We start from the raw sequence: 12,335 nt of genomic DNA, 5'->3' as shown, positions 1-12,335 counted from the left end.
GTGGGAACTTTGCCACGCCGGTCGTGTCCACTGCCTGCAACGACTTTCCATGCATTCCGGATTCAGGATAACGAAGGATTCATGACCGCTTCTGAGCTTTCCCGACCCAACCCACGCTGGTATTCGATAGCCTTGATGTTTGCCGGCCTGTTAATGCTGGCCCTCCTGCCCACTCATCTCCATGCGTTTGGTAGCGGCAGCTCGCCCCTGGGCGGCCAGGGCGATTTCCTGCCGGTGGATGAGGCCCTGCCCTTCAGTTACACCACAGACAACGGCGCGGTGATTCTGTCCTGGAACATCGCACCGGAACACTATCTTTACAAAAGTCGTATCCGGATCAGTTCCGATACCCAGGGCGTGACCCTCGGCGATCCGGAATTTTCCCGGTCCGGCGAGGTCACTGAAGACGAGTTTTTCGGGGAGATCACGGCTTTTTTCGAACCGGTGGACGCCCGGGTACCGGTCACCCTGCCGGAGGGCACCAAAGAAGCGGAATTGCAGGTAACTTACCAGGGTTGTGCCGAAGCCGGCCTGTGTTATCCGCCCCAGACCCAGACAGTGCTGTATTACCCTGGTGGTGACGCCCCGGCCGGCAATGAGTCAGCGTCACCCGAGGGCGGTTCATCTGCCAGCATTCCGGATTCCGGCAACGCCGGCTCTCCGGACACGTCCAGTGCCACCGGCCTGGCCGGCTTTCTGTCCAGCCAGTCCACCCTGGCCATTGCCGGCGTGTTTTTCCTGCTTGGCCTGGGGCTGACCTTCACGCCCTGCGTCCTGCCCATGGTGCCGATCATCTCCAGCATGGTCTCCGGTCGAAACACCCAATCCACCGGCCATGCCCTGTTGCTTTCGGGCAGTTACGTGCTCGGAATGGCGGTAACCTATGCAGCAGCCGGGGTGATCACGGGCCTGCTGGGGGCCAGCTTCAACCTGCAGGCACAACTGCAGTCTCCCTGGGTGCTGGGCATTTTTGCCACGTTCTTTGTGCTCTTCGCCCTGTCGATGTTTGATCTGTTTGAAATCCAGCTGCCCCGTTTCATCCGGGAACCACTGGATAATGCCAGCCATAAACTGACAGGCGGCCGGGTCGCCAGCATTTTCGGCATTGGCGCCCTGTCATCGCTGATTGTCTCACCCTGTGTGTCGGCCCCGCTGGCTGGCAGCCTTCTGTATATCTCCACGACCCAGGACGCCGTGGTCGGTGGCTTTGCCTTGCTGTCGCTGGGCCTGGGCATGGGCGTGCCGTTGATACTGGTCGCCGTTGGCGGGCGCAAGTTGCTGCCCACATCCGGCCTGTGGATGACAACGGTCAAGCATTTTTACGGCGTGATGCTGATGGCCGTCGCCATCTGGCTGGTGGAACGAATGATCCCGGCCTGGGCCAGCCTCACCCTGTGGGGGCTTCTGGTGGCCATTACCGGCGTTCAACTCGGGGCTTTTGACGCCGCAAAGGCGGGCTGGCAACGGACGCGCAAGGGGCTCGGTCTGGTGCTGTTTGCCTATGGCCTCGCACTGCTGGCCGGCGCTGTCAGTGGCGCCCAGGATCCGCTTCAGCCTCTGGCACCGTTTACCGCCAGCCAGGCGTCTGTCAGCTCAACCGGTAATGCCGGAGCCGAACATGCGGCATTCAAACGGGTCGAGCAACCGGATGAAATCCGGCAGCTTCTGGCCGATGCCCGACAACAGGGCCAGCCGGTGATGCTGGATTTCTATGCGGACTGGTGTATTTCCTGCAAAGTGATGGAGCGGAATGTATTCAGCAAACCGGATGTGGGGGCGGCCCTGGCAGGCTACACCTTGCTGCAGATCGACATGACCGACAACACGCCGGAACAGCAGGCACTGCTGGACGAACTGGGCCTGTTCGGACCACCGGCGATTCTCTTCTACAACCGTTACGGCGAGGAATTCACCGATCACCGCGTTCTGGGGGAAATGGATAAGGCTGAGTTTCTCGCTCACCTCGAGCAGATTCCGGTGCCGGGTTAACACCCGGCCTCCGCCGTTCGTTATTCGCCCCGTCGTATCACATAGATAAATTCGCCATCCTTCTCCTGCTCGCTCACCAGTTCGTGCCCGAGGAACTGGCAAAAACGGGGAATATCGCGGGTTGTGGAAGGGTCGGTGGCCACGACTCTCAGCAGGCCGCCGGGTTCTACATCGTTGATCCGATTATGCAGCATCATCACCGGCTCCGGGCAGAACAGGCCTCTGGCGTCAAGTTCAGCATCATGATCAGGTTTGCTCAAACAGGATCTCCGCGGTCGTTGAGGTTATTTCGGTTAATTCGTGGTAACTTATTGTTTATAGCAGTTAAAACCATTGGAGACAGACAATGATACGTGTTTTGATCGAGCGTCACATCGCTGAATCGCTGGAAGCGGCCTATGAACAGCAGTCCCGGAAGGTCCTGCAGCATTCCGTGGCCCAACCGGGCTTTATTTCCGGTGAAACCCTGGTCGACCGGCACGACCGCAACCACCGTATCACGCTTTCCAACTGGCGCTCCGAAGCCGACTGGAAACGCTGGTACCAGTCTCCTGAGCGGCGTGAGCTGATGGCCCCCCTCATCCCGATGATGGACAAGGAAGAGGCCGTCACGGTACTGGAACAGAACGCGGTCTGACCCTGGCTCAGACCAGCCTCTCGATGAAGCAGGTGATCTCTTCCCGGTCATGATACAGGTGGCGGGCATGCAATCGGTAGTCAATGCCCGCCTCCTGCAGCCCCTCTTCCAGAATATCCCGGCACACCAGCCATTCCTCGTAGCGTTTTTTCATCGGCAATTTCAGGTTAAACACTGTGTAGCGGCACAGCTTCCCCGTCAGCCAGTGGACCACCATCTTCGCGGTTTTACGGGGCTGGTCAACGATGTCGCATACCATCCAGTCAACGCCTCGCCTGGGCTGCCAGCTGTATCCGTCGGCACGCACATGCTCCACCTGGCCCGAAGCCATCAACTCCCCGTTCATCGGGCCGTTGTCCACGGCGGTCACCAGCATGCCCTCGTTCACCAGTTGCCAGGTCCAGCCACCTGGCGCTGCTCCCAGGTCGACCGCCTTCTTGCCACCCCCCAGGTAATCCAGCCATTGTTCAGGGGGAATAAACGTTTCCCAGGCTTCTTCCAGCTTCAGAGCTGAACGGCTCGGAGCGGTAGCCGGCAGGCGTAAACGTGGCACGCCACCATCAAAGGACGAGCGGTTTCCTTTCAGGCTGACGCCCACCACCGCCGTGGTGAAATCCAGCAGCAGTATCTCCAGTTGCACTGGAGCATCACTGCCACTCCCCATCAAACCGGCGCCACGCAGGCCTTTGGAAAGCGGTGCCACCCATTTGCGGCCAAAGTTACCCAGATCCCGGTCCTCATTGGTTTCCGGCAACCGCACTTCCAGCCGGACCACGTTATCATCCGACCAGCCAAGCTCCCTTAAAAAGTGAATGACGGCACCAACCCGGTCTTCGGCGGGCAAGGGGCAATCCCCCAGCACCACGAACCAGTCGCGGGTGAACACCAGTTGCCCGAGGTTCAGGCGCTGCATCAGCTCTTCCCCGGTTTCCCCGCTGCCAATAACAAACCGCACCAGTCCGTTGTCCTTGCCAGGCAGAAAATAACCGAACATACCCACTTCCGCGGCTCGGTCGGTCAACTCCTGACCGGCTTCAGTTTCGAAACCGGGCCTGCACATCAGCATGATCTGCTGCATTGTTCCTCCACTCCGGTCGCCGTGCTCTGGGCGGCCACCTGTTGGTCAATAAAAGTCCGCGTTGCCCGGGCTGCCTGTTCAATCAACTGCTGTTGCGTTTCCGGCTGTTTCTTAAGGGGCTGAAAGTCATGATTGCCACCTTCCAGCCACTGCCATTGGCTCACACCGTCAATGCCGCCTTTTGCTTCAACTTCCTGCGCCTTGCCAAAAGGGTCCCGAGTACCCTGAACAATCAGCAGCGGGCAGCGCAGTTCCGGAAAATGCTCAACACGCCACTTGTCCGGCTTGCCCGGGAGATGGAAAGGGTAACCAAAACAGGCAACGCCATCCGCCTGCAGGTCAGGATCGGTAACCAGCAGGCTGGCCATCCGGCCTCCCATGGATTTGCCGCCAACCAGCACCGGCAAACCCGGGCCAAGCTCTGAGCGGACCTCCCGGAGGATGTCGCCAAATTGTTCCAGCAGAACCGGCTGGCGATCAGGTGGGCGCTTCCGGCCATCCGACCGCCGTCTGGCCATATAAGGAAACTCGAAGCGCACACAGGCAACTCCCTGCTGGTCCAGAGCCCCGGCCAGTGTCTCCATGAACGACGAATCCATGGGTGCACCTGCGCCGTGAGCCAGGATCAGCACACAGGACGGGTCCTGGGTGTAACGCGGGCTGTTGATTCTGTACATTGCCTGGCACCAGTCGATTCAAAGGGGGCGATATGATTGGTAACCCGCGCCCATTATGCAACCCTTCTGCAACCACTCACACGGGATTGAGTATCGCTTGCAAGTTGCTGGCCAGGTTGCTGATTCCGGCGAAATTGACAGATGTCAGGAGTTGACCTGAATCATTGCAAACACCTAATGGTTTCTCCATACTTGTCCCCGCATAATTCCCCATCCTGAACCCATTGGTAAGGCTATGAGCACAGTAAATGCAAACCTGACATACAACTACAAGGTGGTGAGACAGTTCGCCATCATGACAGTGGTATGGGGTATTGTCGGCATGGCTCTGGGTGTGCTGATCGCGGCACAGCTGGTTTGGCCATCCCTCAACCTCGACCTTCCCTTTACCCATTTCGGCCGTTTGCGGCCGTTGCATACCAACGCCGTTATTTTCGGCTTTGGTGGTAGCGCCCTGTTTGCTACCGCGTACTACGCAGTCCAGCGGACCTGTCAGGCCCGCCTGTTCTCCGATGGTCTCGCACAGTTCACATTCTGGGGCTGGCAAGCCATTATCGTGGCCGCCGCCATTACCCTGCCGATGGGTCTGACGACCTCTAAGGAATACGCCGAGCTGGAATGGCCGATCGACATCGCCATCGCGGTTGTCTGGGTAGCCTACGCGGTCGTGTTCTTCGGCACCATCATGAAGCGCAGCACGCCGCACATCTATGTGGCTAACTGGTTCTATGGCGCCTTCATCATCACTGTGGCTGTTCTGCACATTGGTAACAACCTGGCGTTGCCGGCCGGCGCATTCAAGTCCTACTCGGCTTACGCCGGTGTAACCGACGCCATGATGCAGTGGTGGTATGGCCACAACGCCGTTGGCTTCTTCCTGACCGCCGGCTTCCTGGGCATGATGTACTACTTCGTACCCAAGCAGGCCAACCGTCCGGTATACTCCTACCGTCTGTCCATCGTGCACTTCTGGGCACTGATCGCCACCTACGTATGGGCCGGTGGTCACCACCTGCACTACTCCGCCCTGCCTGACTGGGCTCAGACCGCGGGCATGATCATGTCCCTGATCCTGCTGGCTCCGTCCTGGGGTGGTATGATCAACGGCATGATGACCCTGTCCGGTGCCTGGCACAAACTGCGCACCGACCCGATCCTGCGCTTCCTGGTGGTTTCCCTGTCCTTCTACGGCATGTCCACCTTCGAAGGCCCGATGATGTCCATCAAAACGGTTAACGCCCTGTCCCACAACACCGACTGGACCATCGGTCACGTGCACTCCGGTGCCCTGGGCTGGGTAGCCATGATCAGTATCGGCGCGATTTATCACCTGGTTCCGAAACTCTGGGGCCTGAAAGAAATGTACAGCACCTCGCTGATCAACGTTCACTTCTGGCTGGCGACTGCCGGTACCGTACTGTACATTGCCGCGATGTGGGTAAACGGCATCATGCAGGGCCTGATGTGGCGCGCGGTTAACGACGACGGCACCCTGACCTACAGCTTCGTGGAAGCCCTGGAAGCGTCCTACCCGGGCTACTTCGTGCGCTTCATCGGCGGCGTGATCTTCGTGGCAGGCATGCTGCTCATGGCTTACAACGTGTACATGACCGTGCGCCAGAAGGATGCCGTTGCTGAAGACAGCGCAGCGGTCCAGGCGGCGTAAGGGGAGAGAGAACCAGATGAAACACGAAATTGTTGAAAAGAACCTTGGTCTGATGATCGTTCTGATCGTCCTGACCATCTCCGGTGGTTTCCTGGCAGAAGTAGTACCCCTGTTCTTCCAGAAAGATGTGAATGAGCCGGTTGAAGGCCTCGAGCCCCTGTCCGCTCTGGAACTGGAAGGCCGGGACATCTACATCCGTGAAGGCTGTCACGTATGCCACACCCAGCAGATCCGCCCGTTCCGGGCGGAAACCGAGCGCTACGGCCACTACTCCGTTGCGGGTGAGTTCGTTTACGACCGCCCGTTCCTGTGGGGTTCCAAGCGTACCGGTCCGGACCTGGCCCGTGTGGGCGGTCGTTATTCCGGTGCCTGGCAGCGCCAGCATCTGTACGACCCGCGCAGCGTGGTGCCTGAGTCCAACATGCCGGCATTCCCATGGCTGTTCGATAACCGTGTAGACGCCGATTCCATCGACGATCGCATGCAAACCCTGCAAACCCTGGGTGTGCCCTACACAGACGAACAGATCGCCAACGCCTCCGAAGAGATTCGCGGCAAATTCGAGATCGAAGCACTGGTCGCGTACCTGCAACAGCTGGGTACTGTGATTTCAGAGAAACGGTGATCCCATGGATATCAATGAGCTACGCGGAATTCACACACTTCTTGTAATGGCGATCTTCCTTGGAATCGTCTGGTGGGCCTACAGCGCCCACCGCAAGAAAGCCAACGATGAGGCAGCGCACCTGCCTTTCGATGACGACGACGTGGAAAAGCGTACTCTCGAACAGGAAAAAACGGAGAAGAAACAATGAGTACCTTCTGGAGCATCTGGATCAGTGTGATCGTGCTCGGTACCGTTTTCGGGTGCTGGTGGCTGCTTTGGGCAACCCGCAAGAGCCAGACAACCGATAGCGAAACTGATCGCACCATGGGCCATTCCTTCGATGGCATTGAGGAATACGATAACCCGCTGCCCAAGTGGTGGTTCTATCTGTTCGTGGCAACCTGCGTATTCGCACTGGGTTACCTGGCACTGTATCCGGGCCTGGGCAACTACAAGGGCTTGCTGGGATGGACATCGACCAATCAATGGGAAGCGGAAGTTGCGGAAGCGGAAGAAAAGTACGGCGAGATCTACGCGCAGTACGGTGACACTCCGATTCCGGAACTGGCCCAGAATGAAGACGCCATGAAGATCGGTCAGCGTCTGTTCGCCAACAACTGTTCTGTCTGTCACGGTACGGCGGCGCGCGGCCAGGTGGGCTTCCCCAACCTGACCGACGACGACTGGCTGTGGGGCGGCGAGCCGGATCAGATCCTGCATACCATCGCCAACGGTCGCCAGGGTAATATGACGCCCATGGGCACCATGCCGAACATGACCAACGAACAGGTTGACCAGGTGGTGAACTACGTACTGAGCTTCAGCGGTCGCGAACGCGACGCCGAAGCAGCCAAAGCCGGCGAGCAGGTCTTTGCCCAGGCGTGTACCGCATGTCACGGTCCTGAAGGCAAGGGAATGGAGGCCATGGGCGCTCCGAACCTGACCGACGATACCTGGCTGTACGGTTCCACCTATGACTGGATCAAGGAGACCGTGGTAAACGGTCGTCAGAACCAGATGCCGGCGCAGGACCGCCTGTTGTCAGAAGACCAGATCCAGATTGTGGCGGCTTACGTTTACAGCCTGTCCAACGATTAACGGATCAGACCCGGCCGGAACGTTTCCGGCCTGGTCTTCTCAACCCTGTATCTGCCCTTGCGGGTACAGGCTTGAGGGGATCAAGCAGACCCATCGAGGCCCGCTCCCAGCATTACCACTCTCCGGGAGGTACCCATGAGCAAAGAGATACCGGTCAAGCAAGTTGATCCGGGTTCCGATCCTTCCAACAATAAAAAACAGACAGAAACCGTCGACCTCTACGCCAGCCGCAAGAAAATCTACGTTAAAGAAATCAAAGGCTTTTTCCAGCGAATCAGGAATGTCAGCCTCATGGTGCTCATGGGCATGTACTTCTTGTTCGTCTGGCTGACGCTCGATGGCCAGCCCCTGATTCACTTTGACCTGCCGGAACGGGAATTCCACCTGTATGGCATGACTTTTTTCCCGAAAGACTTCTTCCTGCTCTCGGGTATGCTGATTATCTCGGCTTTCGGCCTGTTCTTCATCACCACCCTGTTTGGCCGTGTGTGGTGTGGCTATACCTGCCCACAAACCGTCTGGACCTTCGTCTACATGTGGATCGAGGAAAAGGTCGAGGGCAGCCGCAACAAGCGCATGAAGCTCGACAAGAGCCCCAACACCCGCGAAAAAATCACCAAGAAAGGCATCAAGCATGCACTATGGCTGCTTGTCGCCCTAGCCACGGGCCTGACATTTGTCGGTTATTTCTACCCAATCCGCGAACTGATTGGGGATATCGCCACTCTGGACGCCAACGGCTGGGCCTATTTCTGGGTCGGTTTTTTCACCGTCGCCACCTACCTGAATGCCGGCTGGATGCGCGAGCAGGTCTGCCTGTACATGTGCCCGTATGCCCGCTTCCAGTCGGTCATGTTCGACCCGAATACCCGTATCGTCTCCTACGATCCGAACCGGGGCGAGCCCCGTGGCAAGCGCAAGAAAGGCATTGATCCCGCTCAGGTCGGCCTAGGCGATTGCATCGACTGCGAGCAGTGCGTCCAGGTCTGCCCGACCGGCATCGATATCCGCGACGGCCTGCAATACGAGTGTATTGGCTGCGCCCTGTGTATTGACGCCTGCGATCAGGTGATGGATAAAATGGATTATCCTCGCGGCCTGATCCGCTATACCACCGAAAACGAGCTGGAGGGCAAAACCTCCAAGCTGTTGCGCCCCAGGACCTTTGGTTACGGTGCGGTACTTACCGCCATGATTGGCGCGGTTATCTTCATCGTCGCCAGCCGGGTTCCCGCGCAGATGGACGTGTTGCGTGATCGAGGCGCACTGTACAGCTTTAACGGTGAAGGCCGAATCGAGAACTCCTACACCGTCAAGATTCAGAATATGTCAGAGGTTCCACAAACCTTTGTACTGTCTGTTGAAGGCCTGGAAGACATGAGAATTATCACCGATACCACGGTCAAGGTCGTGAGTGGCGAGAACCGCTCCTTGCCGACGGTTGTCGATGTGCCGCCAGAGTCAATCCAGAGCACCAACAGCGATATTCGCTTTATTGCCACATCACAAACCGATTCTTCACTGATTCTGGAAACTGAAAGCCGGTTTGTTGGTCCAAGGGCACGTTAACCGGATTCAAAGTCACTAACAGAGATTGAGTAGTAATGAGTGAAAACGCACCCGTTGCGCCATGGTATCGTCAGCCCTGGTTCTGGTTTCTGACCATTGCCCCGATTGCAACCATCATCTATGGCATTTTCTTTATCATCGTTGCCAGCAGCATCGACGATTCCATGGTCTCTGACAGCTACTCCAAGGAAGGACGGGCAATCAATATGGCCATCGCCCGGGACCAGCGAGCCCAGGACATGGAGCTCGCTGGCATGCTCGACTTCCGTGGTCGCGACGCCGAGCTGTCACTGGAAACCAAAGAGGGCCCGGCCGACTTCCCTTACCTAGTGCTGCATCTTTACCACCCGACCCTGTCGGATAAAGACCGCACCATCCAGTTCCAGAAGCTGGCCAACGGTGAATATACTGGCCAGATCCACGGCAACCTGGACGGGCGCTGGTACTACGACCTGAAGGGCCCCACCAATGAATGGCGGGTGAAAGGTGAGCTGTATTTGCCATCCAGGGACGCGATCGCCATTAAGGCCCAAGACACCGAGAAAGAGTGACTTCCCTGAACTGCTTTCACTGCGGGGAGCCAGCGGATGGCGATCCCCCGATCACCCTTGAGCTGGACGGACAACAGCAGCATTTCTGCTGCCAGGGGTGCAAAGCCGTTTGCCAGACCATCCACCAGGAGGGTCTGACCGGCTTTTATGATTTCCGGACCGAACCGGCGGTGACGCCAAGAGAACTGACCCGGTCGGAACTCGAGCGCTTGCGGGAGCTGGACCACCCCCTGGTCCAGCAATCGTTTGTCGCCCCGGTCAAGGGCGGCGAAGAAGCCCAGCTTCTCATTGGCGGCATTACCTGCGCCGCCTGCATCTGGCTACTTGAAAACCACATGAAACAGCAGCCGGGTGTGTTGAGCTTTACCGTCAACCACACCACCCAGCGGGCACGACTGGTCTGGGCCAAAGATCAGGCCCGCCTGAGTGATCTGCTCATCGCCATACACGAACTGGGCTACACCGCTCGCCCTTATCAGGCCGACGAAGCTGAACAGGCACTGAAGGCCGAACACCGATCCATGCTGATTCGCCTCGCGGTAGCCGGCATTGGTTCATTCCAGAGCATGATGCTGGCCTTTCCGCTGTATTTTGAGCTGATCAACAACCTGTCCGACGATTTCATCGGTTTCTTTCGCTGGTTCAGCCTGCTGGTGGCCACGCCAGTGGTGCTCTACAGCGCCCGGCCGTTTTTCCGCAATGCCCTGCGTGACATCACCTCCCGCCAGTTCACCATGGACCTGCCCGTGGCCATTGCCATTGGTATCGCCTACGTCGCCAGTGCCTGGGTGACCGTGTTCGGTGGCGACGAAGTCTATTTTGAATCGGTGTGCATGTTCACCTTCTTCCTGTTGCTGGGCCGCTATGTGGAAGTGCAGGCACGGTACCGGGCCGGCCTCACCGGCAATGCCCTGGCCGGTTTCCAGCCCTCGGTGGCGGCACTGATGCGTGACGGTGAAACCGACATCGTGCCCATCCATGACATCAAGCCCGGCGACATTGTCCGGATTCGCCCCGGGGAAACCCTGCCGGTGGACGGAGAAATTGTTTCCGGTGAGTCCACACTGAACGAGGCCGCCCTCACCGGCGAGTACCTGCCTGAAACCCGCGGGCCCGGTGCAACCGTTCACGCCGGCAGCGTGAACGGCGAGAATCCGCTCAGCGTTCGGGTGGTGCGCGCCGGTGCCCAGACCCGCCTGTCCGGTATCCTGCGGGTGCTCGACCGGGTCCAGGCTGAGAAACCACCGGTGGCACGCCTGGCCGACCGAATTGCCGGGAAATTCATCAAACAGGTACTGATCCTGGCCCCGATTGTCTGGGGCGGCTGGTGGCTGGCCGGCGCCGACAATGCCTTCGACATCGCCCTTGCGGTGCTGGTGGTCACCTGCCCCTGCGCCCTGTCACTGGCCACGCCCACTGCCATCACCGCAGCCACGGTCCGGTTGCGCAAACTCGGGTTCCTGCCCACCCGGGGCCACACGCTTGAATCCATGAAAACCATCGACACCGTGGTGTTCGATAAAACCGGCACCCTCACCCGTGGCGAGTTGTCGCTGACCGATATCCACACCTATGGCGATCTGGATAACGAGACCTGCCACAAGATAGCCGCCGGCCTGGAAAAACATTCCGAACACCCCATTGCCAGGGTGTTCCATGAGCAGCCATCGGTACCGGTTACCGGAGTCAGTAACCACCTGGGCGGGGGCTTGTGCGGCAAACTGGAAGGCAGGAATTTCTATATTGGTCACAAGGCCTTCGTTGCCAGCCTGACGAAAGCGGCGCCACCCGAGACTGATACGCCTCCGGGCATGGAAATCTGGCTGGCGGATGACGAGCAGTGGCTGGCCAGCTTCCGCCTTGATGACCGGATTCGGGACGACGCCGCCGAGACCATTCAGGCCCTGCAACAGGCCGGTATACAGACCATTCTGCTCAGTGGCGACCGATCTGGCCATGTCCAGCAGGTAGCCGGACAACTGGGCATTGACCGGGCCATTGGCGAGGCATCCCCCGAGCATAAACTGTCAGTGCTGGAAGAATTAAGAGACCAGGGCCACCGGGTTATGATGGTGGGTGACGGGCTGAATGACCTGCCATCCATGGCCGGTGCGGGTATATCCGTTGCCATGGGTACCGCCGCCGACCTGACCCAGTTGAAAGCCGATGCGGTTCTGCTCAACGGGCAGTTAATGCAACTGCTAGAAGCCATGAAAACAAGCCGGCAGACCCGGGATATTATCCGCCAGAACATGGCCTGGGCACTGGTTTATAATCTGCTGGCCCTGCCACTGGCGGCTGCTGGACTGGTCACGCCCTGGCTGGCCGCCATCGGCATGTCGGCCAGTTCGCTCATTGTTGTGCTTAATGCACTGCGCCTCAGCAAGCCCTCTGGCACGAGCGGCTCCAGTCAGGTACAACAGGCACCAGCAACCTGACACACAACCACCCTGTTTTGAGGAG

General features: G+C 58.6%; 12 protein-coding genes. 9 read left to right on the top strand and 3 right to left on the bottom strand.

The window, feature by feature from the left end; genetic code table 11:
- Positions 1–81 precede the first annotated feature (81 nt).
- Positions 82–1,989, top strand: coding sequence for a protein-disulfide reductase DsbD (dsbD, locus tag BMZ63_RS06575; protein WP_091703345.1), 1,908 nt, complete (start codon positions 82–84; stop codon positions 1,987–1,989).
- Between the two features lie 20 nt (positions 1,990–2,009).
- Here dsbD and tusA read toward each other — a convergent pair whose 3' ends face one another.
- Positions 2,010–2,249, bottom strand: coding sequence for a sulfurtransferase TusA (tusA, locus tag BMZ63_RS06570; RefSeq protein ID WP_091703343.1), 240 nt, complete (start codon positions 2,247–2,249; stop codon positions 2,010–2,012).
- Positions 2,250–2,335: 86 nt separating this feature from the next.
- Here tusA and BMZ63_RS06565 point away from each other — a divergent pair, with 86 nt between their 5' ends.
- Positions 2,336–2,626 (top strand): antibiotic biosynthesis monooxygenase family protein, encoded by a 291-nt coding sequence (locus BMZ63_RS06565; protein WP_091703340.1) that lies wholly within the window; start codon positions 2,336–2,338, stop codon positions 2,624–2,626.
- Between the two features lie 7 nt (positions 2,627–2,633).
- Here the strand turns inward: BMZ63_RS06565 and rlmM are convergent, their stop codons facing one another.
- Both rlmM and BMZ63_RS06555 read right to left on the bottom strand, forming a co-directional pair.
- The gene (gene rlmM, locus BMZ63_RS06560) at positions 2,634–3,704 is read right to left on the bottom strand and encodes a 23S rRNA (cytidine(2498)-2'-O)-methyltransferase RlmM (protein ID WP_091703336.1); all 1,071 of its coding nucleotides are present in this window, start codon (positions 3,702–3,704) and stop codon (positions 2,634–2,636) included.
- Positions 3,686–4,381 (bottom strand): alpha/beta family hydrolase, encoded by a 696-nt coding sequence (locus BMZ63_RS06555; RefSeq protein ID WP_091703332.1) that lies wholly within the window; start codon positions 4,379–4,381, stop codon positions 3,686–3,688. The genes rlmM and BMZ63_RS06555 overlap by 19 nt, the downstream gene beginning before the upstream one ends.
- A 235-nt stretch (positions 4,382–4,616) precedes the next feature.
- Here BMZ63_RS06555 and ccoN point away from each other — a divergent pair, with 235 nt between their 5' ends.
- The 7 genes from ccoN to BMZ63_RS06520 all read left to right on the top strand — a co-directional run bounded on the left by ccoN (position 4,617) and on the right by BMZ63_RS06520 (position 12,310).
- Positions 4,617–6,047, top strand: a complete 1,431-nt coding sequence (ccoN, locus tag BMZ63_RS06550; protein ID WP_091703329.1) for a cytochrome-c oxidase, cbb3-type subunit I — start codon at positions 4,617–4,619, stop codon at positions 6,045–6,047.
- Positions 6,048–6,063: 16 nt separating this feature from the next.
- Entirely contained in the window at positions 6,064–6,672 is a 609-nt protein-coding gene (ccoO, locus tag BMZ63_RS06545; RefSeq protein ID WP_091703327.1) for a cytochrome-c oxidase, cbb3-type subunit II, read from the top strand.
- A gap of 4 nt (positions 6,673–6,676) precedes the next feature.
- Positions 6,677–6,862 (top strand): cbb3-type cytochrome oxidase subunit 3, encoded by a 186-nt coding sequence (locus BMZ63_RS06540; protein WP_091703324.1) that lies wholly within the window; start codon positions 6,677–6,679, stop codon positions 6,860–6,862.
- Positions 6,859–7,752, top strand: a complete 894-nt coding sequence (gene ccoP, locus BMZ63_RS06535) for a cytochrome-c oxidase, cbb3-type subunit III (protein WP_091703322.1) — start codon at positions 6,859–6,861, stop codon at positions 7,750–7,752. Before BMZ63_RS06540 ends, ccoP begins: the two co-directional genes overlap by 4 nt.
- Positions 7,753–7,887: 135 nt before the next feature.
- Complete coding sequence (gene ccoG / locus BMZ63_RS06530) at positions 7,888–9,321, top strand: cytochrome c oxidase accessory protein CcoG (protein WP_091703320.1); 1,434 nt, start codon at positions 7,888–7,890, stop codon at positions 9,319–9,321.
- A 35-nt stretch (positions 9,322–9,356) separates the two neighbouring features.
- A complete protein-coding gene (locus BMZ63_RS06525; protein ID WP_091703317.1) occupies positions 9,357–9,872 on the top strand; it encodes a FixH family protein in 516 nt (171 codons plus the stop codon).
- Entirely contained in the window at positions 9,869–12,310 is a 2,442-nt protein-coding gene (locus BMZ63_RS06520) for a heavy metal translocating P-type ATPase (RefSeq protein ID WP_091703315.1), read from the top strand. Before BMZ63_RS06525 ends, BMZ63_RS06520 begins: the two co-directional genes overlap by 4 nt.
- Positions 12,311–12,335: the final 25 nt, after the last annotated feature.

It is taken from the genome of Marinobacter persicus, assembly GCF_900114155.1.
Lineage (GTDB): Bacteria > Pseudomonadota > Gammaproteobacteria > Pseudomonadales > Oleiphilaceae > Marinobacter > Marinobacter persicus.
The sequence above is the reverse complement of the archived record's forward strand: the minus strand, read 5'-3'. Positions and strand labels throughout refer to the sequence as shown.